Source organism: Yersinia rohdei ATCC 43380, assembly GCF_000173775.1.
Classification (GTDB): Bacteria; Pseudomonadota; Gammaproteobacteria; order Enterobacterales; family Enterobacteriaceae; genus Yersinia; species Yersinia rohdei.
On record NZ_ACCD01000010.1, the window covers coordinates 101,526 to 124,953 of the forward strand.

Here is a 23,428-nt window from a genome sequence, read left to right on the forward strand (position 1 = left end):
GTACTCAATTACCCAAGTTACTTTCTGGGTTTTTCAATTTGGTCATAACAGCGCCCATGCGGCGCGAGAGATCAAACGTACTAACCGTTTGTTTTTCCAGTTTCCACTCAAGGAATAGCCTTTCAAGTTCAGGATTAGCATTAAAAATGCCATCACTGCTCCAGAACGGATGTGTCACCGCGACCCAGCGCTGTGGGCCAATGCCAATTAGGGGAATATGGCCTACCATTCTAATTTCGCTATTAAAAAGTGATGCAGCCTCTTTTGCTAAACGCTGGGCGTTCTCTCGCCAATCAGCGATACCAGGAGCGGAAAAATCACCATTTAATCCGGCATCATAATTTTCATCCAGAAGCAGCTGGATAACGTCCAGCCCAAGTCGCCAATCAAGCAACCCGTGATAGGCCTGATTGCCATATCTATGAAGACAGTAGTAGCACCCCTGAAAACATTTTTCTCGATGAGAATCGTCTAAAAACTCTTTTAGCGGGAAATCATTTTTGTTACTGACAATAGCTTTCATTATCTCCAAAATGATCGGCGTACCGGATGTTCCTATCTGCTGTAGGCGCTCGCATAATCCGGAACCATTCACCAGACGGTCGGCCATTTGCAGTATCGGTGCCAGCCTGCCGTCCTCTAATCTCTGGACTCGAGGTTCCAGAATTTCGATTTCTTCTGGATCAATGTCGAGTAGCTCTTTTGAGGCATAGTTAACGATGATAAATGCAGCGGAGAGCGCTGCAGCACGAAATGCCTGTGTCTGCAACTGAAGCCCCGCAGGGGTATTGACCACCATCAGAGCCAACAAATCGGTCACTTTAGGTGCGGCAAGATAAAATGAAGTTTTACTTTCCTGCAATGGTGTGAAACGTCTCTTTAATAAAAGATCAGCCTCAAGCAATTGACTATCTACCCAAACGCGATTTGCTGTTAATGGCTGGTACGTTCCCCCATTTCTAAAGGGAACCCGTAAATTGCCTTGCGCCGCATTAAAACCACTCCATCGTTCATCGACATAGGTGCCGCGGTTCAGCCGGTGAAGACAGATTTGAGATTCAAGTTGGATAGCGACATTAGCGTAAAAATCCGACACGGCAGAAAATGAGTAGGCTTCAGCTATTGAAACACGGCTAGCATTGGTTAGGGTTTGATCGACATCCTCTTTGACAGATTTATCTTCCAGTGAGGTAATAAACCCATAAGGTACATAGCATTGGTACTGCTCAGCATCTTCCGTCTCGGCACCGCAGGCAGTACATTCGCTGATCTCGTGATTGATTGGAGCCCAAACGTGACAGACTGGACAGGCTGTCATCATTCTGCTTTCTCCCAGTTCATTCGCGTTAGAATCAAATTCTATAGATTTAGGATAGCGTCGCTTCAGCATCCCGGCATAGCCTGCCGTTAAGTAGCGCCTTTTGTCCTGTACCAGATATTTCCCCGGTGCAAATTCTTGTATTGCAATGTCTAAATCGCGATCCATGCTGGCAAACTGAATATCATCTTCGCCAGTAGCAATGGCCCTGGTTTGTAACAGACGCGTGCGGGTTGGCATACCATACATCGGGAGTTGCCCTCGCTCAGCCAGCGACTCAGCCAGCCCTTTGCCTGTCATAGCATCGTCGTTTAGTGCTGCACCAATATCCTGAATCAGATTGTCTGGGGTCAGTAATTGCACAATGCGATGATAGAAGGATTGCTCGTCAGGCATGCAGACATGGGCAAATTCATCACGATTTCTAATCGTTGCTATTAGAGCCTGACGGATACGTGGTTGCCATGTAACCCAATTCACTTTTAGCCAGTCAACCTGAAAAAACTCACCATGGTTATCGGGTTTTTGTCTGTGCTCATCGACAGGCCATGACTGGTGTGAGTTAATTGTGTTTTGCCTTAGCCATTTGAACGCGGCCACCAACCAGATTTTGCGTACCAGTCGCTGGCAGATCATTTCCAGCTTAGTAGTTAAGAAAGGAGGAGGTGGCAGATCACCAGTGATCTTTTCCGGGTGGCGGAAATAGAACAGATCGTGACTTTTGCTACGGCATGCGGTTAGTACAAAGGCAAAAGCTTGTCCACGTCGCCCAGCTCGGCCTACACGCTGTTGATAATTAAAGCGCTGTGGCGGCATGTTCGCCTGAAAAACAGCTCGTAAATCCCCAATATCAACACCAACTTCCATAGTGGTGGTGACTGAAAGCACATCAATAACGCGTGCCTTTCTGTCCAGTTCAGTGTCTGGTTCAAAGTTTTTCAGCCCCGTTGGTAAAATATCATCATCATCCGCAATCAGAATACCTTTGAAGCGACGTAATCTTGCAGCTGGATTTTCAGTCATTCCAGTGAGCTCTTCAGAACGCATTCGATGGCTGCCAGATGAATATAAAATACGTTTACCAAGGTAGTTTTGCTTTTGAAGCACACCCGCTTCACCGTATTGTATTTCAGGTAAAAGAGCATGGCAGCGGGTGCATATTTTTGCCCCTAGATGTAAGTGAACGCGACCGCACTTGCTGCAGCGCCAGAAGCTACTTGTGGGTTCAACTAAATGGAAATGTACTTTCCCAATATCAATGATGCCACCTTGATGACCCGTTTTTTCAAGGAGCAGGAGGAACTCATCAAGTAAATCTAAAACACTACCACCAGACTGATGGCATATGGAATTTGCAAAGGAATATACCCTGTTGCGTTTAGGGATCGCTGATGCTGTTTTCCAGGGGGTGTCAGGGTTATCGGGATTACGATATTGCGATGGGTCGACTCGGTAAGCGTCAGCCAAAACTCGAAGTAATGCGTCAAATATTGCTAATTTTTTCCGGGAATAATTCTCAGAAATAGGGATGCAAGGATATCCCCATCCAGCTTCTTCTAACGCAAAATAAGTTTTGCTGAACACGCTTTCACCGGCTAATTCTTTCAGGTCGCGTGAAATTTCCTGACGGGCAATATCTAGATCGGTTTCATAGTAAGGAAAAGCCTTCCAGCACCATTTATTGTGATGGTCTTTATCAAAGAGCTGTTGCCATGTAAAAGTTTTAATGTTTTCGCTATGTTTTGACGGATCGGGCACAGGAGTGATGCCTGTACGGTCCGTCGGATGAATCCCAGCTTTAACTAACTTAGCCAGCAATCTATTAAGTGGTTTACCCGCTTTGGGCGAATTTTCCAATATTGCTTCTAGCGAGACACTATCAGCCTGCGGGAGTAATAATGTTTCTTTGATGCGTTTTCGTTCTTTCCAAAGATCGTTTAATTCTTTTTCTTGTTCATCTGAAAGCTTGTTAAGATCGTCAATAATATCAAGTGCTTTCTTCCTTTTTGTAACCTCATCTAAACGTATCAGCAATTTTTCATGTGAACATTTATCTGCTACAAGCTCTTTCAGCGAACCGATGAGGATCTCCCGCCTAATATCATCATGATGACCCGATTCGAGATCAAGTGCTGCCTTAGCCGCATCTTGTCGACTATCAGAGAATGTTACTAGCCGTTCTTGATCTCCAGATTTTTGCAACTCAGCCATTAATGTACTGGCAAGTAGCTGCGTGGTTTTTGCGAAACCTACTCGAAAACCACGAATAGGCGACTGTTTTCCTTTACCGTATTTATATGAGGTTCCGCATGCTGGGCATTGGAAAGGCAATGATGAACCAGGCGATTTACTGGATGACTGCTCTCTTTTCGGAGGAATAAAATTACCTGAAGGAACACTATAAAACCAGCCTGCAATATCGGTTTCTGGTAAGGGTTTTACTGGGGATATAGGCTGAGTAATCGTTGCGGTAAACGGATCGTAACTTGCCTCTCTCCATTTACCAAAAGAATCGTCATCAGTGAGTTTTTCACTACCGAGGGGCCAGAACCGATCAACGGTTGGCATGAACAGGACATACTCTTCTGCTGATCTTCTCTCAATCATGACTGATTTGGCATGTTCGGGGAGCTTCTCTGTGTCAGGATCGTTTGGTAGTAGTTCTGTGCGGTGACTTGTGACTGAGAAAGCAGATGGTTTACCGCCCAAAAATAATGTTGCACAACATTCACAATAAAGCAGTTCCACGCGTCGTGAACGCTGCTTATCTTCATACAAACGATCACCGTAGCGTAGACCGGATTCAACCGTAAGATCTGCGAATAAAGATTGATTTATTTCATCTTTATTTGCTTTTGGCGGAGATGGTAATGGAGCAACATACAAACCTTCCAGCGCACGTAAAAATGCGTGAGCACGGAAACGCGGTAGTATGATGTGAGCAGGAAAAGGATGTTCAAACCACTGTTGCCAACGATCAACCGTCGTGCGTATCCAGATTAGCGCACTGACTCCTCTACGCGCATCGAGATGTTCTCCAAACAAGCCTGTTGCCAGTGAATTGATGGCGGTTGCACGTAGAGATTTTTTATTATCAGTGCATCCTTTTTCCAACATCCTGGCAGCCAATAAGACCGTATGCTGCGCCAATTCTTCTAAAGTAACTTCGTCACGATAGCATCCCAAACTACGAGCTATATCGCGCCATATTATAGATGCCTCCGTTGACTTTAGTTGCTCAACCGAGTGACAAAACGCGGGTAGGTCACAACAATAATCCGATATATCAACCAGTGCTTCGGGTTTTCCGTCGACAATGCAAGCCTTCCAGTCCTTCGCACTGGCATTCATTGTTAATCCGCGTTGACCAAACATACCCCACAAATAGTCGATACTTTGATTACCTTCCTGACCACTCACGGGAAGCGAAGCACTCGAAGCCAGGATTCGTAATTTGTGCCTATGTTGTGGTTGATCCAACCCCAGACGGTTGATCAAATGTTTAAGCAAATAGCTGACTTCAGTGCCTGCCGTGCCACGCTGTAGATGCAGTTCATCGAGCACAAGGTAAAAATAGGCGTTTGGGTCATGTTCAATCCATTTTTGAGTCTGATCAAATATAGGATCGTCAATTTCACGCACCAGCATAGTTGAGAGCATGCTGGTGTTGGTAATGAGAATATCTGGCGGCGTTTTTTGCATTTCCCAACGGCTGAGCACTTCGGCCCCATCCGGTCTCGGGAAATTGAACTGTAAATTGTCATCCTCATCGCGTTTCCCTTGATACACCGCCTCTTTATGTGTCTTATCAGCAAATTGCATGTATTTACGTAATTCAGTGACTTTAACAGCTACACGTTTTTTCTCTTTTGGATCATTACGTAGCCGAGGGTGATCTAACCATCCCGTTACTTTCGTTGCACTAGTATAACGACCAAAGAAAATACGATTCCCACCAAAATGAGAATCCATCACTTTGTGAGCTTCATCAGAGTCGAGTGCTCGGCGCATGCGGACTAATTGATCTTCTACCAGCGCATTCATCGGATAGAGGATTAATGCTCGCACAGCTTTAGGGCGCCCAGAAGTGGATGCTTCTCGATCTCGTACAAAGGTAGGTTGGGCGTTTGGCTCACTCCACCATGGTTGCCAACTTTTAAGCTCAGAACTTTGCGACCACTGACTTGCCTCTTTAGCAATTTGAGCAAAAACAGGTAGTAAGAAAGATTCTGTTTTACCGGAGCCTGTTCCTGAAGTAACAATACCCGGCATTCCGGGTTGCACACCTCGTTTTAACATTTCTAATTGATGGGTATAGAGTTTAAAACGCCCTTTGATTGTATCCATAGGGTCGCGGGGTAAAAGGCCGCCCAAACAGAGATCGATAAATGCAGCTCTTTGCGGGATAGTAAACCCCGGTAGCCATGTTTCCCCTTTCGGGGCATCCAGCAAATCACTGATAGTTAAACCATAGTCTTTATATCGGGGCATTGGCTCCAAAAATAGATCCGCACACAACGTCCCTTGTTTTTCAAGTAATTCTCGACGATATTTCTGAATAGCTGGAGCGCCGATTCGGAAGGCAGTTTCAAGATAAGCGATGTAGAAATCTCTAATTGATTCAAATGTTTCAAGTGGATTATTCATACCAAGCCTCTTTCTTATGCCTGAAACAGGCAATCAAGTACAGCAGTGACTTCGCCTTGGGTAATTTCCCGAGCATAATTCATCAATACCGGAGTTAGTGATTCGATATCTGAAACCAGATTCGCTGATGGGCTACGCCCAGCTTCAAACGCTAGCTTGGCAATTCCTTCTGATTTTTGCTCAGTAAAACCGAAATCATTTAGTAAGTTTTTCAAGCTTTCCAGTTCGTTATGACTATGGCTGCTAAATTGTTGCAGAGTTGCATAAAGCAATTGCCAGACTACCGATGTTACATATGTCACAGTTACATCATTAGTATCAACTGCAGGTTGCTCATCCCCCCAAATATTCTCGGTTAAAAATACCGGTAATCTGTTGGAAGCTGATCCTTGTAATGGAAATGTGCTTTTGCCAATAACAAATGTCAGCACAAATAAGATAGGGTGGTTGATTGAAAGATGGCGTAGCTTCTGCTGTTCGTCTGTCCAGCAGAAGCCAGATGCTTGTTTATCACTCAGTAGGCAATCACTCAACTCGGGCAACAATGTTTCTGGCGGCATGCGGTTAAATCCACGTAATTCCACCACAGTAGCCTGCCCATTCGCTTGCTGGTGCGCCAGGAAATCTCCCAGAGACATGGTACAAGTGTCTTCTAGGCTTCTGACTAATACGGGAGATCTCATTAAATCACTGATGCTAAAAAGATCACCGTGAATAGAGACTTCCCCCCGTACCCCACTTGACAGAATATTTGCCACGGTAGAAAGCACTTTTTTAGTATATTTTCCCAGTAATCCAATAATAGGGGTTACATTCGCGGCAGCAATAATACTGGATAATAACGTTTCACTTAACCCAGTTACTGCCGCTTGCTCCTCTATTATCGTTAGTAACCGTCTTTTATTGGTGATTTCAACTGCTACCGGCAATTTAAAAGGCTTTAACGCCAATGAAGGTGCCATTACAGTATCTGGCTCTAATTTACCCATAGGTTCTAACTGAGAAACCGGTCCTGTAACATCAGCAGTCAATGCGCGTAATAGTGCAGTTTGCGCCAACGTTTCGATGCCAGCCTGAGATGCATTTTCGAAGGTTTGCCTTATGCGTGAATCTAGTTCTGCTTCCTGTTGGCGAATTACTTTTTTCGATCGCTCTGTTTCAGCTTTCAGACGTTTTTTTTGATTATCAACTTCGGCTTCAAGCTGCGTTTTTTTGTCTACCAGTGATGCAATCACCAATCTTAGTTTTTCTTGTTCATTCTCATAACCAGAAAGTATCACTTTCTTTTGTTCATTAATTTGAGCTTCTACTACAGGCAAGTTCAGCAATTTCTGAACCATACTATCCAAAAACTCTCTTGAAACTACGACTTGTTCCAGATGAGCTAAGGCACGAATATATTTATCGTTCTCAGATTCATTGCTCTCAATAAAGTAGGCTAAGTTTTGTAACTGCGCTTTGCTAAAAGCAGGAAAGTCTATCGATGAATAATTCAACTTTATTAATCTCTTTATCCATGTACTGGCTGGAGCACAGTCATATTTTTCTGTGAGCGTTGGAAGTTGGGTCGCAAGGGTAATTTTCCGGGAACATAATTCAATGCAAGCTAATTCTCTATAGCTATCTAATGGTGAATCAAAATCGTATTTTTTAGGGTCTGCTATATCACCAGGAAGCCTTAATGCAATACCATCATCTAGTAGAAAAATAACGGGAGAATCATTTTTTGGCTGATACTGGGTTAACAACCACTCTCTTATAGCATCCGGCTCGCTGAGCTGATGTGGAAGCCTGATGATAGGATATATGCGTGACTGATACCTAGTCAGAACGTATTGAGCAAGCTTATCGGATGGCTGATGAGTGGCTTGCCATATCCCCAATTCTCCTTGTGTAAAATTTCTGGAGAAATGATTCATAAAGCCGACGGTTTCACCATGATGAGGATACAAAAATTTTGCGTTTTCCTCTGATAGATCCCTCAAACCATTATCAATAAATAAGGCAATCGGTGTAACGAAGAAGGCACCTGATGGGAGTAATTTAGTAACAATACCAACAAACGTTATGTTATCTATATTGTCATCCATGCTCTCTGGTGTAACAAATTCTGCTGGTAATACCGCTAGACTATCAGCTATTTTCTGGCCATGACCAGACTCGAACTCTGCAATAATACCTTCAAGTTTTTTTGCCATTGGGAGAGGATGAGTGGCTAGTTTTTCTTTCCATAAAATAGCCGAATTCTGATTACCATTAAGCGTATCAGTTAGACCAGCGATAAACATAGGTAGTATCCGATCAGAAGGAGATATATTCTGTCCCTGACCAATTAATAAACATTGTTCTATATCTTCATCTGTCACATTAAGGGCAGATTGTGCAAACAAATTAGCATTATATTTCTCAGTATCACCATTATTGAGTTGATTCATTTCTTCATCATTCAGAAACCGTTCAATAATCTCTGGACAGGGTTGAGAGACGTAAAATCCCAGAATGGCACGCCATAGTGGCTTTAAATGTTCTACATCATCGCCACTTTTTTCTTTCAACAGAAGTTCATTAAGGATTTCATTAGGATCATTATGCTCAGAAAACTGAATGTTAGTACTAAACCACGTCTGAATAATAAGTTGCGCTTTCGGCTGTAGCTTACTCAAAAAATGCAATTTTTGAGTTAACGTTCTAGGTAAGTTATCTGCTTTAGCGCCAGCCATAATAAGCTTCTGCTTGCATTCTTTCAGGCAGTTTGCTAATTCGTGAGGTTCTATAGCAAAACAGTACATCTGGCTCAGTCGTTCTTTTATAACGCTCTGTTTTTTAACCATCCGGATTGAACTCCTCTATATACCAACTCAATATGTTCATTGTGAATAAAAAAACAAATAATTTGTTCGTATTATCGTTATTATCGAGCTCTACGTAGCTTTAATGCTCGTGAGCGGCGAACAGTAGCTCGATCGATATATAGTTGCTCTGTCTCATCTGAACAATCGATATCGCCCCACATGGAACTACCTCCACCTAAAAATGAAATGCTGCCGTTATCACTAATGGAAAGGCAACCACCAGCAAAATGTAACCACCATTGTGTTAGAGGAAGCGGTAATGCAATGAGATTTTTTGACCAAGAGAGATCGCCATTATGGCTCTGATAACCCAATGTTTTTTTTGAAAAAATAGCCTGAACGACCAATCCCCAAGCAAAACTATCGGTCTGCCAGCAAGCATTTTGAGTAGTGATAAAATAACGATTACGCTGTTTTTCCTGGCAGCGCATTAAAGCATTGCCGCTAGGATCAATTGCCGTAGTCTCTTCAGACCACATATTTTTCCCTTCCTGCCAAGTCGACACGTTGATGTTTTCAGGTAGCGTTGGGATATTTTTTATTTGGGTTATTGGTAGGATTACACCACTTAATGGGCTGACAGAAAAATCTGTTTTGGTGACCAATTTCAAACCAAACTGTTCAATCAATGTTTCTACGCGCTCAATACCTGTCAAATTTAACTCAATACAACCGGCTGCAAGATCATGACCTAATACTGACCACCGTTTAACTTGCTCGCCATCTACCAGTGCGCACTGCAGTTGATTACGCTCGCTTTTTGTCATCATTCCACAGATACGAGCAACTACACCCGCTTTCTCGTCAGAAACTGATATTGTACGGATAGCCAGTGTTACTAACGGATAAGGAGCATAACGACTCTCAGTCATTGAAAGCCAGCCAGTCGTAAACAGCATTCGACGTAATCGCCAAACAGGAATGTTTACAGCGATTGAAACTGGTATAAGATGTTTATTCAGTTCATCAAAAGGCAGTGTGCTACGCCTTTGAAAACGCAGCGCCAGCGCTTCGACTAACCAGTCGAGCGCAATAGGAATAGAATGCAAATCAATAGATTCGCATTCTGCAGGCGGATATTCATTTTGTTGCCATAATGACCACTCCCCCCCCATAGGGGTAAGTTTTAGCTTATTTATAGACCTAGAGGCAGGTACATTATTAGCAATATCATTAAATGGTACTAAAGTTCCCATAGGACCATCAATCAACCAATTATTTGGTTCATTTAAACGTCGATAAGCTGCATCAGGAGCATGGTCTAATACACAAACATCATAAACCAGAGGTGATTCTTGTTGGTCCAGTGTTAATAAATAACGGCAAAGTGTTTGTCCGGAAATGGCAACCAACTTTTCAGATGAAATATATAATCCGTCGTCACTGACCGTAAGTTCGCCTGTAGCCAGTTTATTATCCGCAGAGTCACTAATTACGAATCTTCCGCTACTAGCTCCTTCCATACGAATAAATGGAGTACTGGCCGGATTAAGTAACACTGCTTGCCCAAAGCGCGCTCCGCCAGCCAAATGAGGTCTTATAGGCATCCAATTTTGAATAAAAAATCGTTGGGCGAGTTTAGGAAGAGCAGTTGCCAAAGTGAGCAATGCCTGTTGATTTACTGATTCAAATACAATAAGTTGCCATTCATTCAGCTCTGGGGTAAGTCCTAATGAATGGAATCTTAACTTTATATGATTACATACCGCATAAACTTTCCTTACATAGTTACTGCTGATTACTAGACAAACTGGACCATCGTCAAAATAGTGACCATCAGAATTCATAAATCCCGAATCATCCCGAAATAGCGGTAAACATCCAGCCTGCAATGCCATGCCTACTCGCGATTGCGATAATCCTTTTTTATGTTTTTGTAATAGTAATGAAATGTGTATCAGAGTGTTATTTACATCTGATTTACAATAGCCTTTGCTATAATTTTCTGTTTTCTGTGGTAGTGTGTAGATTCGATTGGTACCTAATTCCTTAGCCCCTTTGCTATCCATCAATAAATAAATTTCGGGGTTCCACATATCAGTAGCATCTTCTAACTGTATGCAAAAACGTCCATTCGCAGTTACTTGTTGGTTTTCCTTGTGTCGAGTAATATCTCGAACGGCACCCCAAAATGGGCTGTTATAAGCTTGCTTCGATAAAGCCTTTAATAGCAGCCTTCTAAACTGATCAAATTCATTGATGAATGTTTGACTGAAGGAACTTATCTTTTGATGAATGATTTGACTAATTGATTCAAATGTTGAATGACTATCCAGATTTTTATCAGCCAGCAAGCGTCTTAGTAATAAATCGTCTTTATAAGATGGAAAGGAAAGTCTTTTTGAATAACCAATTAATGTTTCGCGATGAGGATCTGGTAAAATAAGATGCGCACATTCTTTTTTATTATGACTCCATCTTTCTAATCGCTCCCACATTTTAGGGAGTTCACTAAAGATAAATTTCTTATCTTTATCAAAACCTAGCAGAAGGGAAAATCTAACACGAAAATCACCTTCATCATAGGTGTCATCATCAGCACTTGCGGCAAGTAACGTTAAATATAAGATAGCAAAATGAGGAGGAACCCCGTTTCTCGCCGCTAATATATCAAGCCTTAGTTCATCTCTAAAATAATTTTGTATCTTTTCTGCACTAGTACCAAATGCATTCAAAAAGCTACCTTTAGCTTCTTCTTTACTACGAGTACCTTTCAATTTATCAAAAATGCGTCCGGTCGCATCAATACGACTCAGTGTTGAACCAATACAAGAAGGGTCAAAAAAAATGGCTCTAACTAGGGCGGTATTCCACTCATCTAAAGTAACCGGGAAAGACTCCTCCATTTCAATTACCTGCTTTTATCGAGAGATTCTTCAAGCCTGCGCCTGAAAAAAGGTGGCTAAAAAGAACCTCAGCTAGCATAGGAGGAACCGCATTACCTATTTGGGTAAATTTGGCATCAATATCCCCTACCGGTTCATAATCGTGGCGAAACGTTTGTATGCGAGCACATTCTCGCCATGACAAACGTCTGGCTTGCTCCAATTTAGGGCGGGTATCATCAACAGTTAAGTGTTCGTATTCATCGGAAAAGTCCCAGCGTTGTTTCCAGCCGTCATCAAGGTTTGACCAGGTTAGTTTCATGACTGGGCTTGCTGGATGCAATGTGACATGTCGCCAGTTAGCTACTACGGTATAAGCAGGGCTATCCCATTTAGCCTTACGATTCCTTGACATGAAATACCATGAAAAATGGCCTTCTGGATCATGGGGACGTTCATAAAACTCCCCTTCTGGCCATAAGGGAAGATCGCAAATAGCATCACCATGAGACGCATAAGGTTTTAAATGAGGGTTCTTCTGGCTTAGCTTACCGTGAGTGGCTAGAGGGAACTCAAAATATTGATCTAAATCTTTTCGTACACCAATAATAAACAAACGCTTACGTGACTGTGGCACACCATATTCTTTAGCATTAACCAGATGATAACTGACCTGATAACCAGCTTGCTGGTATGCTGTAAGTTGTTGTTCTAAAAAACTGCCCGCACCAAGTTGCTGTAATCCAGACACATTCTCTGCCACAAAATATTTTGGACGGACAATATTTAACACACGTAAAAACTGCTTATAAAGATTGCTCCGAGCATCACTATCCGGCTTTCTGTTACCCGCCATCGAAAATGACTGGCACGGGTAACCGCCAACAACAACATCAACACATGGAAAACTCTGGATATTGGATATATCGCCAAGTCTGATATCTGAGTCAGGAAAATACTTATCTAATGTCTTACAGGCGTTTTCAACAATATCATTAGCAAAAACAACCTTCCCACCGGCAGATTCAATGCCAAAATCCATGCCACCACCGCCAGAAAACAGTGAAAGAACTCGGATATTTTCATGCTCTCTTTCAAAAATATTGCTCATATAATCATACTGGGCGTTGCCATCCTAACTTTATCATTACCAATCCTAAGATCATGATTGCCTGTCCATAAAGACAATAAATTCTCTCTAAAAATTATGAAAATAATTATAGCGTGGGAAGATGGCATCAAGCATTGACATTATTTATGTTTTTGGCAATTGAAGTAAAAAATAACGCTGTTAATGGAATGATCTCTCCCTCTTGTGCCACTGCAGGATAATAAATCGTCACTAATTGAGCGGAGCGATCATCATGAATGTTAAAAGTATTGGCATCGATTTGGCAAAAGAGGTTTTTCAAGTCTACTGGGGAGTCATCAAGACAGAAACAACACCACTGATTGCCCAAGCAAGCATTAAGTGATTGCAGTACAGGTCAGACCGTGATGAGGAAAACCAGTTTATTCAAAACTCTTTAAAGAAAAAGCGATTTCTGTAATCGTCAGAGTATAGCAGTGCACTGAATTTAGACACCTAAATAGTGGTGAGATGTGGCGTATCTCTGAATGGGCAAATGCAGGGCTTATCTGGTAGTGGTTTTTGATTTATTCTCCCGCAATCCGATGGTCATCGCTCAAACGGTTTTCCGTCGTATACAGGAGTTGCTGGCATTGGGGGCATGTCTTTGGCCCAGTATACTTATGCTGGCATAGCACACAGAAGTAAGCTCTGTGTGGCAGAGAACTCAATGGCACATGTTGGGCCATGATAGTCTTGCGCAGGGTACTTAAGGCATCAGTAGTTTGTGACGATGTTGATGCCATTTTTGTTCGGTATTTACAGTTTATATCGGGGTTAAAATTGGGATGCTCCTGGTCATGAATGAATAGACGCCCTGAGACATGAGTATGTTGTAATTGCAGCGGGTTATGGCAGGAAGGGCAGTAATAGCATTCAACTGCTGAACCTAGAAAAATATTTGCACTATTAACTCGTGAGCCCTCTGTTGTCAGGGCGGTTCATGGAATTGCTTTGGGGTAATGATGTTGTATAGCTATACAGTGAGAAAATTGGGAGTTCAGAAGCCTTTTTGGCATGTATTTGATACGGTGAATGTTGGTTTACACAGCTTGCAGTATTTTTCCCGTGGTAGTGACCCGCGAATAATGAGGTATACCCCTTTCGGCCGAATTGCTGGCATGCGTCATCCACCCTCGAGGGCTGATATTGATGCAAGCCGTAGGCGGAAATCGTGGGGGAGGTTGGTGTCGATTAATTGCTAAACAAGATGCTATTGGCGGGACTGAACGATACGTTCATTTAACCAGTTTTCTACCTCGCTTTGTAACCACCGAGAACTTCTCCCCATTTTAATGGGTTTGGGGAATGAGCCGTCTTTAATCAGTTTGTAAAACCACTTATCAGTAAGGCCGGTAAACTGCGTGATAAATGACATATCTACCATTCGGTCATTCAGTAAGGCCGATACGTTATTCTGAGTTGTCATCATGGTTTTCTCCATATGGAACGTTGAGAGGTATGGAGATGTGCCGTATAGGTAATGATTAACCGTTGGCACTTTCTCCTTCTCAACATCCACATGCGAGTTATAAAATAATGTTTTACCGTTTATCCCTGAGAGCATCCCAGATTACGTCTGCCATCTGAGTGGTCTTTGCTAAATTCCTTAGCCAGATATATTGCTCTTTCGGTTAATGCTTCGTAATCAGTTTCAAAGTCAGGTTTATTACGATTTAAAGAATAAAACCCGTTGGTAGGTAGATGGACAAGCCCATGATGTATTTTTTCATGACCATTGCGTTTAATTGCGCGGATCCAGGCGGTAATCACGATTTGGTAAATACTGGAAAAATTAAATGACGGTCCTGTATGTCTTTTACCAGGCCAGGAATAGGCATCCTTGTTGAGCAGTAAAAGGACGTGATAGTGGTATTTTGTTTCATCCTGATTGAGTTCTCGCACCCATACGAACCTTACCTTACAGGTCAGCGATGTCTTACCGGCTTTCCTTTTGCGTTTAATGTCTTCTTCAATCTGGGATTTCACTGAGGCGATAAAATTGGAAATAACATCGGGGGCATCGTAATAGCGTGTAGGGCAGTCCACTCTGTCTTCTTCGTCAGGGAAACGAAGGTCGAACCTTACAGCCATGACACGGGGATAGTCCGCCAGGGCTTTATCTACGGTTTCGCTGATCCTTTTGACATAGTATTCATTAGATGTGCATTTATCTGATTTCTTCTTGTTCATTACGTTGAGTCCTTAGCTGATTGAGTTCAATTCATCGGATCTCTAGTTATTATTTACGGAATGAGGGTTATCTCTTTTATTCTCAGTATTTCAATACATACAAATGGCTAGTTGTACTCGTAGTTCTATTCATCCCCATATAACCTTAGATAACACTCCTCCCATTATTAACAATACGGAGACAAGAGGGTGTGGATACAGGCAGTTTGCAATAGTAGAAGGATTAGCCAAAATCAGGCCCCAATAAGTATGTAAATCTGCCGAAATCACTCCCGAGTTATCGTTTTACTTTTCGAGGGAGTTAGGCGTTTTAAAAAGAGGGTTAGGCTTGCTCAGGACAACGTATTTTAGTTGTTTACTCCAGACACCTCTAAGCTGCCAGTCACTGATATAGAGAAACGGCAGGTTGTTTACTAGTGATGATCCGTGCTGTTTTCTTTTACTGTATCGCTATCATTCACTCAGCCCATAAGAAAATAGATGGCTTACAGGTCGCTATCGTCTGTAACAACGTCAAAAAAAACGGATCCATAACTTTTAATTAATACTATGATTTATTGTGTTTTGTTTAAAAGTAGGTTACTTATGGTAGGTTACAATTTATAAAGTAATATTTATTTTAGTGACTTTAGGTGCGTCATTTTTATACCGATAGGAGTGTTTAATACATTGGCGAGTAAACAGAAAATCACAGCTTATATTCCTGATTCGGTGGTTTACGAATGGGCTAAAAAAAAAGCAGAGGAGAACGGGGTAACAGGGTCAGGATATCTGGAGTCACTAATACGACAGGAAATGCAAAAAGTAGAAACGGAAAAGGTGCCATTAAGGATGGTACCGCGATTTTCAGTTTTTGATACATTTACACCTAAGGAGCAAATTCTCATGCTCTCCGGTGGATTTCGCATTCATGATTCTTTCGCTCTTTCACTAGGAGACAGAGAGAAAGATGGTATTGAGCAGATAAAAGTTGGGGTCCATCAAGAGATTTATAATGATTTTAATAATGTGATCATAGGTAAAAATAGTAGAAGTCTTCCTGAACAGTGTTATATAGTCTTCCTGAAAACCTTCTTCGACGGAAGGGTTTTAAAAAATGATGAAGAATCTCATGTGAATTATCATGTCATGTACCAGCCATTATTAATCACACCTAACCTATGGGATAAATATGGTGGTTTCTATGATTTTTTCAATATCAAATACCTTAGGCAGACAGATATTATCCGAAGTGAGTTCATGAGAACTTTCTCTAGTAAATATGCGGGGGCCGCCCCTATTTTTGAAAGACGGAAAGAGTGTAATGATTCAGGTGGTTTTTTTATTCCTGTGTATCATAAGCCTGTCACCTTAGAGCAAAGATTAAGCTCACCAGTTCTCAGTAAAAAATTTGAAAATTCAACCAATCTATATATTGGTGTTGACTCGGGTAATAATAAAGAACGTTTTCATCTGAAAGGTAGGGAATATTTAAAACAAAAATAGTGCATCTAAATATCAATTTCAATATTTTTTCAGATAGATATTACCTCAACGATACTCTGACTCACTCATTATCGTAGGTAATATTGATGAACAAAGAAACTCCGACAGTCATGCCATTGACGCAGGTATTTTCCTCTCTTTCTGCTGATACAGCCCCCCGTATCGATCATAATCTCTACAAAACTGTTTCTTATAAGCCCGCTATTGGCATCATGGGTAAAAGCGGTGTGGGTAAATCCAGTCTCTGCAATACCTTATTTAATGCATCCCCCGCCAATGTCAGTGCAGTCAAAGGGTGTACCCTACAGATACAGGATTATCAACTGAACCCTATACCGCACACTTTGCTTATCATGGAATTTCCAGAAGATGATGAAATATCAGACCTTGCTAAAGGACTGACCCGCTTATATCACTGGCTGAATCAACTGGACCTGATTATCTGGGTGCTTAAAGCAGATGACCGGGCATGGAGTGATGACATTCGCTGCTATAGGAAATTGATTTCGCAGGGAGCAGACCCCACGCGCTTTCTTTTTGTCCTCAATCAGGCTGATAAAATTGAACCCTCTCGAGAATGGGACCCCACCACAGGCCAACCCTCCTTGCTTCAGCAACAGAATCTAGAAGAGAGGGTGAACCAGGTGGAGGCCATATTTTCTCCAGTCCATCCCGTTTTAGCGGTGTCAGCCTCGGAAGGCTTCAATATGCATCAATGGCGAGAAACGTTACTGATGTCGTTACCTGATAGTCCCCGTCATATTGTCACTTGCCTGCCTGATGAAAACGTCAGTCGAACAACAAAGGAGAACCTTGTCCGCCTTGTAAGTGACATTGTTGTTGATGTCGTGGAAGCCCTGTTGACTTCACATATCGTCAAAAAAGGATTAGCCAATATTCGCGATTGGTTGCTTTCTCTCATGACATGCCTCTGGCATCGGTTGACATCATTGGTGACCAGAAGGAGTGTCTTTCGTTCGATCTGTTTCGCCGATCGAAGATAAAATAATGATAGACTTTAACTATTAATAAGGATATAACGATCGTTATTATCAATAGGTTTCAACGATCAGTTTTAGCTTATTGATCTTAATTAACGATTATCTCTCCTTCCCACATCTCGCTACGATCCCCTTTCCAGAAAGGTTGTTAACCCTCAATTCCATTTTATATATTGATTCATAAAGGAGTATGACCATGCTGCAATGCTGTTCCTTTCATCTGGCTTTTGTGCTGCAGGACGTGAGGCCATTATGCTAAAACCTTATCCTCTGTCAAAACAAGACGGCTATGCCTGGGCTCTGGCCATTATTCTTCCCATACTCTGGGTACCGTTCGTTATTTTCTTCCCTAAAGAAATTGCACTTGGCCTGTATATGATGCTCTCCCTTATTTGGGTGCTGCTCGACCGGTTCAGATTGATGAAACAAGATAAATTCTCACCTTCATTCTTATATTTCCTGTTACCCATGGTTTATCTGCGACAACGTGACGAACGTCAGGGGAAGCCTTGGCGTTTGTTACAAGTTTGGCTGCTTTGTACCGTGTTGTCGGTCATAGCCGGTGAACAATTTAAAAAGCAGTCAGGCACCGAACAACTTGCGCAGAGTGCCTGCTCTACTGTTACCCAGATCATGCAACGGGAAGGTATTGATGAGCGCTGTATTCGCGTGACGGACTTAAAGGAAGAGGTTAGCGGGCGTTTTTATCGGGCACTGGCCCTGATGAACACCGGCAATAAGGAGCCTCTGACCATTGAGGTCAGGGGCAGGGATATTTATGTCGTGTTACCGGAAGTGGGTGAATGAAAATGATGAATGTATTAAAAAGTATTGTCGGTTTTTGGCTGCTAAGCGCGGGGCTTTTACTCCCATCGGTGACAGTTGCTCAGGCAGATACATCGGTGTCACTCCGCCAGACTCAGCGCTGCGCAAAACCTGTCTTTTATGCGCAGACACTTAACCATAAAAAGGAAGTGGAAATATGTATTGTCACTCCGACGGTGTCTTACTCTTTTGGTAAGATCAGTGCAAAAAGTAAAGAGATGAATATCACCGTTCCGGTGGGTAATACCTCTTATGCATATCAGAGTAATCAGGTTATTAGCATTCAGGAATTCACGGTCAGAAAGGGTGATACCAGCTATCAAGTCTCAGCCGGAACAAATGATGACGGTGAGCCAGTCGCGTCACTTTACGTTTATAAAGGTACTCCAGAAACGGGGAAACTGCTGGCAGAGATAAAACTCGACACCCATACGGTGGTGAATAACATCAGCCACGCATTGGCAGATGACGGTATTGCTGAATCAGACAGTCTTTAACTATATGGCTGAGGTTAATCTGGGAACACACTTCCGCAGGCTATCTGCCATATCTATGGGCAATGACACTGGTTTCTGACTAGCGGAAGTACTTGTTGATGCGGATGCTACAGATTGCAGCTGATACGCTGAAATGCCGTGTTGAGCATCTGTAAATCACATACCTCAACGTTCCTCTGTATATCACTTTTACCTATATCCCTAGCCGCTACCTCTCAGGAGGCAGTGGCTTTTTTACGTTTTAAGGATAGAAATATGACCCGTTTAGCGTCCCGTTTTGGCCGTGTGAACTCGGTTCGCCGTGACCGCCCCCTGACACATGATGAGTTAGCCTACTATGTCCCAAGTGTATTCACTGAAGATAAGCATGCCTCCCGCAGTTCGCGGTATACCTATATTCCTACTATTACGTTATTGGATAAGTTGCGAGAAGAAGGGTTTGTGCCGTTCTTTGCCTGTCAGACCCGAGTACGAGATTTGGATAAACGTGAGCATACCAAGCATATGGTGCGGTTACGCCGAACAGAGCAAATCACGCAGAGAGAAGTGCAGGAGATTGTTCTGCTCAACAGCCACGATGGGTCTAGCAGCTATCAAATGCTGCCGGGTATGTTCCGCGAAATCTGCAGTAACGGCCTGGTTTGTGGTCAGAGTTTTGGCGAAATTCGTGTACCGCATAAAGGGGATGTGGTGGAAAAGGTGATTGAAGGGGCCTACGAAGTGCTGGGGATATTTGACCAGATAGAAGAAAGTCGTGAAAGCATGCAGTCATTGACGCTGTCAGCAGAGCACCAACATGCATTGGCCCATGCTGCATTGACCTACCGTTACGGTGAGGAGCACCATCCAGTCACGGAGTCCCAAATCCTGATGCCTCGTCGCTGGGAAGATAAGAAAGATGACCTCTGGACAACATTTCAGCGTGTGCAGGAGAATCTGACCAAAGGCGGGCTGTCGGGTAAGAGCACTGGAGGAAAACGTGCCCGGACCCGTGCTATCAGTGGTATCGATGGTGACATCAAACTCAATCGTGCACTGTGGGTCATGGCTGAGCAGCTTAAACAGGCTGTGCTCTGATGCTGTTTCACACCTCCAGTGACGATCGATTTTAACGATCGGTTTCGCGTTATTGATCTGCACAACCCATTATCTTTTCTCTTTACCCATCGATAAAATTGGTAGGGTTACCTGTCAGCAAAATGTATTTAAAACAGCCATCAGGCACAGGCGTTATGCCAATATTCAGGGAAAGCCACCGCCCGTTATCCCAACGATAACGGGTTTGTAATCAGGGAGATGCTGTATCTCCATCAACTTTCGCCCACGACCTTAAATATCGACTCTCATTATTAACCTATTCCTTAAACAGGCTCCCCGGTTTCCGGAGGAGCCTGTTTTGCTATTTATCTTTATTAAAGAAGGGCATTACTCATGAATATCCCAACGACAACTCAGATGGACACACTAACCGCCACGCCGGTTACCGACTCTCAGCGCATTCAATTCTGGCCTGACCATTTTGGTGAGATACCTCAATGGGTTTTGATTGAGCGACAGGTGTTTGGTTGGCTGGACCGATGGTGTGAAGACTATCGCGGCGACTTCTGGAACTACTATACGCTCAGTAACGGCGGGGCATTTATGGTGCCGGGCATGGAGCAAGACTACGCGTTGTTTAACGAGTTTAATGGTCATGGTGCCACCGTCAGCCGCGAAGCGGCGGGTATTGCCGCTTGCCTAATGGCTTACAGTCACCATGCTTGCCGTACTGAAAATGAGCTTATGACCGAACACTTCTATCGGTTGCGTGCTTACGCTCTGCATCATCCAGAAAGTCATGCCATTTTTGCATTAATCGATTGATATAAGGTGATGTTCCATTCAACCAAACGATTTGGTAACTCCTAATATCTTCCTGACTTAATCCCAAATTATCCACATTGAGAATATCCCCATGAAACCATGTCCCATCACACTGGGCGCATTACCCGTGCCTGTTATTTATCAACAACTGCTCGCTTTCCTGCTTGAGCACCACTATGGCCTGAGCCTCAACGATACGGCCTATCACGATGAACAGTTGATTGTGCAGCAGATAGAACAAGGGATTTCAGTGGGCGACACCATCAACACACTGGTTGAGAAATATGCCTTAGTGCGAATTGGTCGTAACGGGTTCAGCGCACTGGCACAAGACCCGACGCTGAGTAAGGGCGATATCGCCCGTGCTCGCCAGGCCGCAGGTCTGTGGTGTGCGCATTTTCCGCCAACGTTGCTGTACCCAACCGAGCCCCTCAATCCTATTCCACAGAGAGAGTTAACATGAATAACCACATTACTATTTCCCCAATATGGGGCCTGAAACGTGATATTACGCCACGTTTAGGTGCCAGGCTGGTACAGGAGGGAGCAAACCTGCACTTTCTGAGTGACAGAGCCAATATTGTCGGTACCTTTTCCCCTCAAGCCACTCAGGCTCTTGATGCTGCATTTCCAGAGCTGATAACCAAACTGGAGTCACAGCTGCTGTCCGGGGCGCTGGATCCACGCCGTCAGCAAGGCATTACGGTTCGGCATGGAGAATTTGTCTGTGAAGCGGATACGCTGGGCAGTCACGGTTATGTCTACATCGCGGTGTATCAGGAACTATCTTGAACGGCAGACACGGGTACCTGAAATATCCCTCTTCCTCGACGCCAACAACAAGAGTTGGCGTTTTTGCTTTTATGGAGTTCCTACGATGTCTACTTCACTCAGCGCAGTTATCGGCGAGCCGCAGGTTCTAACCGGCCACACCGATGTGATTTGCTCCACCAGCATTGAACGTATCATCACCTTGCGTAACGCCGCGTTGGTGCAGATTGACGCGCTTATTCACCAGCTTGAGGATATCTCGGCCATCACCAACAGCATTGGCGGTGGAGTTGCAAAGGACTGGGCCATGCGACAAGACTTCCGTACTGGCTGCTGGTTCATGGAGAAAGCAGAAACAGCCATGAAAGTGATTACCTGCAATCTCGATCGCGGTATATGGCGAGACCTGATGAAAAAATCAGGGATGCTGAGCCTGATGGATGCCCAAGCCCGTGACCAGTGGTACAGAAACCTTGAGGGAGATAACATTCCTGCAGTCAGCGAAGCCAATATTCTCAGTACGTTTGAGCAGTTGCATCAGAGTAAAGGAGACGTATTTGAACGGGGTGTTATCAATGTATTTAAAGGCCTAAGCTGGGATTTTAAGACGAACAACCCCTGCAAGTTTGGCAAGAAAATCATCGTGACTGGACTGGTCAAATGTGACCGGTGGGGATTTGGGCTTAACTGGGGTCGGCGGCGGGATCAACTGGCAGACTTAGAACGAATGCTATTTCTGCTGGATGGTAAACCGATACCCGACAACCGTGGCGATATCACTATACGGTTGATGAATCATATTAGGGATAACCCTTCGACGGATGTTTACGAAGATGAATTTTTCAGCATTCGTTATTTTCAGAAGGGAACTGCGCACTTAACCTTCAAGCGTCTGGAGTTGATTGAGCGGATGAACGACATCATTGCTAAACACTATCCGGGGATGTTGGCAGCGCGGTAGTTCATCGTTACAATCACCGGGCTCGAAATCGCTGATGTTTTCAGCAAAGTATGATTGGGGGCCTAATTGGGGGCTCCGGCGTTTTTCGAACAGATAAAAATGCTGTAATAACAAGGGTTATAGGGCCCGTATTCGAATCCTGTAGGGGCCTGTATTTCACTCCTAATTTTCAGCAACGTTTTTTAAAAGTGTCAGATTAGTGACATTAATCCCCATAACCTCATCAATTTTTCGCGCATGTTCAGTTAAGTGGTTTGGTGATAAATGAGCATATCGACGTACCATTTCGATTGATTCCCAACCTCCCATTTCCTGCAATGCCGATAGTGGTACTCCGGCCTGGACTAACCAACTTGCCCAGGTATGTCGTAAATCGTGGAAACGGAAATCAGTAATTCCAGATCGCTTCAATCCGGTTCGCCATGCTGTATTATCATCAACGCGCATTTTCCTCACCTCTGCTGTTTTTGTTCCGTCCGCTCGGTGCCAAGCTGAAGTGTGAACAAAAACAAATCGAGAGTGCCGGCCAATTTGTTCCCGCAATACTTTGCATGACATATCATTCAGAGCGACACCAATTGCCTGTCCAGATTTACTTTCCTCTGGGTGTATCCAAGACACCTTTCGTTGAAGGTCTACATCCTGCCATTGCAAATCGACTATGTTCGATCTTCTAAGCCCCGTAGCAAGTGCAAATACCACAATCGACTTCAATGGTTCAGAACATTCATTTATCAGCCGAATTGCTTCATGAGGTTCAAGCCATCGAACACGCCGCCCTCGCTCTTGTGGCACCTTTATTACTGGGCCACGCTCTATCCATTTCCAGTCGCGTTCTGCGGCGCGCATAATCGCTTTCATTAATGCCAGGTGTTTCGCCTTCGTTGAGATACTAACCGGCACTTCAACGAACGGCTCTACGAGCTCACCACGCCTTCTTAGCGAGCCCGCTTTTGACTCCCAGTTATCTCTATGTTTTCTGTTCGTCATTTTACTGACGGCAGCATAAATTTTTGCTTCAGAAATGTTTTTTAGTAAAACCCCCTGAAAGTGAATGAGCC

General features: G+C 43.5%; 17 protein-coding genes. 9 read left to right on the forward strand and 8 right to left on the reverse strand.

Translation table 11 applies throughout. The features are described 5' to 3' along the window. Window positions 1–4: 4 nt before the first annotated feature. The 7 genes from YROHD0001_RS09105 to YROHD0001_RS09080 form a co-directional block, all read right to left on the reverse strand. The gene (locus YROHD0001_RS09105) at window positions 5–5,965 is read right to left on the reverse strand and encodes a DEAD/DEAH box helicase (protein WP_004714653.1); all 5,961 of its coding nucleotides are present in this window, start codon (window positions 5,963–5,965) and stop codon (window positions 5–7) included. A 14-nt stretch (window positions 5,966–5,979) separates the two neighbouring features. Continuing rightward, window positions 5,980–8,796, reverse strand: a complete 2,817-nt coding sequence (locus YROHD0001_RS09100; RefSeq protein WP_032816879.1) for a hypothetical protein — start codon at window positions 8,794–8,796, stop codon at window positions 5,980–5,982. Window positions 8,797–8,876: 80 nt separating this feature from the next. Continuing rightward, window positions 8,877–11,663, reverse strand: coding sequence for a hypothetical protein (locus YROHD0001_RS09095; RefSeq protein ID WP_004714655.1), 2,787 nt, complete (start codon window positions 11,661–11,663; stop codon window positions 8,877–8,879). A gap of 1 nt (window position 11,664) precedes the next feature. Continuing rightward, window positions 11,665–12,753 carry a DNA cytosine methyltransferase gene (locus YROHD0001_RS09090; protein ID WP_004714656.1) on the reverse strand — a complete coding sequence of 363 codons (1,089 nt, stop codon included), beginning with the start codon at window positions 12,751–12,753 and terminating at the stop codon, window positions 11,665–11,667. 545 nt (window positions 12,754–13,298) lie between these two features. After that, a complete protein-coding gene (locus YROHD0001_RS21040) occupies window positions 13,299–13,517 on the reverse strand; it encodes a putative zinc ribbon protein (protein WP_456119699.1) in 219 nt (72 codons plus the stop codon). A gap of 467 nt (window positions 13,518–13,984) precedes the next feature. After that, complete coding sequence (locus YROHD0001_RS09085) at window positions 13,985–14,200, reverse strand: helix-turn-helix transcriptional regulator (RefSeq protein WP_032816889.1); 216 nt, start codon at window positions 14,198–14,200, stop codon at window positions 13,985–13,987. A gap of 122 nt (window positions 14,201–14,322) precedes the next feature. Further along, the gene (locus YROHD0001_RS09080) at window positions 14,323–14,964 is read right to left on the reverse strand and encodes an inovirus Gp2 family protein (protein ID WP_071817884.1); all 642 of its coding nucleotides are present in this window, start codon (window positions 14,962–14,964) and stop codon (window positions 14,323–14,325) included. Between the two features lie 669 nt (window positions 14,965–15,633). Here YROHD0001_RS09080 and YROHD0001_RS09075 point away from each other — a divergent pair. The 9 genes from YROHD0001_RS09075 (at window position 15,634) to YROHD0001_RS09045 (ending at window position 22,367) form a co-directional block, all read left to right on the forward strand. Continuing rightward, a complete protein-coding gene (locus YROHD0001_RS09075) occupies window positions 15,634–16,449 on the forward strand; it encodes a hypothetical protein (protein WP_032816881.1) in 816 nt (271 codons plus the stop codon). Between the two features lie 86 nt (window positions 16,450–16,535). Beyond that, window positions 16,536–17,453, forward strand: a complete 918-nt coding sequence (locus YROHD0001_RS0117885) for a GTPase family protein (RefSeq protein WP_004714661.1) — start codon at window positions 16,536–16,538, stop codon at window positions 17,451–17,453. A 249-nt stretch (window positions 17,454–17,702) separates the two neighbouring features. Continuing rightward, window positions 17,703–18,257, forward strand: coding sequence for a hypothetical protein (locus tag YROHD0001_RS09070; RefSeq protein ID WP_032816892.1), 555 nt, complete (start codon window positions 17,703–17,705; stop codon window positions 18,255–18,257). A gap of 2 nt (window positions 18,258–18,259) precedes the next feature. Then, a complete protein-coding gene (locus YROHD0001_RS20730; protein WP_004714663.1) occupies window positions 18,260–18,772 on the forward strand; it encodes a hypothetical protein in 513 nt (170 codons plus the stop codon). Between the two features lie 255 nt (window positions 18,773–19,027). Continuing rightward, window positions 19,028–19,849 carry a DUF932 domain-containing protein gene (locus tag YROHD0001_RS09060; RefSeq protein WP_032816882.1) on the forward strand — a complete coding sequence of 274 codons (822 nt, stop codon included), beginning with the start codon at window positions 19,028–19,030 and terminating at the stop codon, window positions 19,847–19,849. Window positions 19,850–20,203: 354 nt separating this feature from the next. Next, complete coding sequence (locus YROHD0001_RS09055) at window positions 20,204–20,635, forward strand: antirestriction protein (protein ID WP_004714665.1); 432 nt, start codon at window positions 20,204–20,206, stop codon at window positions 20,633–20,635. A 91-nt stretch (window positions 20,636–20,726) separates the two neighbouring features. Beyond that, window positions 20,727–21,098 (forward strand): TA system toxin CbtA family protein, encoded by a 372-nt coding sequence (locus YROHD0001_RS09050; RefSeq protein ID WP_004714666.1) that lies wholly within the window; start codon window positions 20,727–20,729, stop codon window positions 21,096–21,098. Then, the gene (locus tag YROHD0001_RS0117890; protein ID WP_032816883.1) at window positions 21,095–21,427 is read left to right on the forward strand and encodes a type IV toxin-antitoxin system YeeU family antitoxin; all 333 of its coding nucleotides are present in this window, start codon (window positions 21,095–21,097) and stop codon (window positions 21,425–21,427) included. Before YROHD0001_RS09050 ends, YROHD0001_RS0117890 begins: the two co-directional genes overlap by 4 nt. An 85-nt stretch (window positions 21,428–21,512) precedes the next feature. Next, window positions 21,513–22,367, forward strand: coding sequence for a DUF4942 domain-containing protein (locus YROHD0001_RS09045; protein WP_004714667.1), 855 nt, complete (start codon window positions 21,513–21,515; stop codon window positions 22,365–22,367). Window positions 22,368–22,529: 162 nt separating this feature from the next. On the opposite strand, the gene YROHD0001_RS09040 is transcribed toward YROHD0001_RS09045, so the two are convergent. Further along, window positions 22,530–23,428: site-specific integrase (locus YROHD0001_RS09040; RefSeq protein WP_032816884.1), on the reverse strand; the 899-nt coding region annotated here is incomplete at its 5' end.

Bases quoted from the DNA above. Each gene is read 5' to 3' on its own strand.
- YROHD0001_RS21040 (WP_456119699.1), bottom strand. From the start codon at position 13,517: ATGGCATCAACATCGTCACAAACTACTGATGCCTTAAGTACCCTGCGC.
- YROHD0001_RS09085 (WP_032816889.1), bottom strand. From the start codon at position 14,200: ATGACAACTCAGAATAACGTATCGGCCTTACTGAATGACCGAATGGTA.
- YROHD0001_RS09050 (WP_004714666.1), top strand. From the start codon at position 20,727: ATGAAACCATGTCCCATCACACTGGGCGCATTACCCGTGCCTGTTATT.
- YROHD0001_RS09045 (WP_004714667.1), top strand. From the start codon at position 21,513: ATGTCTACTTCACTCAGCGCAGTTATCGGCGAGCCGCAGGTTCTAACC.
- YROHD0001_RS09080 (WP_071817884.1), bottom strand. From the start codon at position 14,964: ATGAACAAGAAGAAATCAGATAAATGCACATCTAATGAATACTATGTC.
- YROHD0001_RS09095 (WP_004714655.1), bottom strand. From the start codon at position 11,663: ATGGAGGAGTCTTTCCCGGTTACTTTAGATGAGTGGAATACCGCCCTA.
- YROHD0001_RS09060 (WP_032816882.1), top strand. From the start codon at position 19,028: ATGACCCGTTTAGCGTCCCGTTTTGGCCGTGTGAACTCGGTTCGCCGT.
- YROHD0001_RS09100 (WP_032816879.1), bottom strand. From the start codon at position 8,796: ATGGTTAAAAAACAGAGCGTTATAAAAGAACGACTGAGCCAGATGTAC.
- YROHD0001_RS09070 (WP_032816892.1), top strand. From the start codon at position 17,703: ATGCTAAAACCTTATCCTCTGTCAAAACAAGACGGCTATGCCTGGGCT.
- YROHD0001_RS09055 (WP_004714665.1), top strand. From the start codon at position 20,204: ATGAATATCCCAACGACAACTCAGATGGACACACTAACCGCCACGCCG.
- YROHD0001_RS0117890 (WP_032816883.1), top strand. From the start codon at position 21,095: ATGAATAACCACATTACTATTTCCCCAATATGGGGCCTGAAACGTGAT.
- YROHD0001_RS09090 (WP_004714656.1), bottom strand. From the start codon at position 12,753: ATGAGCAATATTTTTGAAAGAGAGCATGAAAATATCCGAGTTCTTTCA.
- YROHD0001_RS0117885 (WP_004714661.1), top strand. From the start codon at position 16,536: ATGAACAAAGAAACTCCGACAGTCATGCCATTGACGCAGGTATTTTCC.
- YROHD0001_RS09105 (WP_004714653.1), bottom strand. From the start codon at position 5,965: ATGAATAATCCACTTGAAACATTTGAATCAATTAGAGATTTCTACATC.
- YROHD0001_RS20730 (WP_004714663.1), top strand. From the start codon at position 18,260: ATGATGAATGTATTAAAAAGTATTGTCGGTTTTTGGCTGCTAAGCGCG.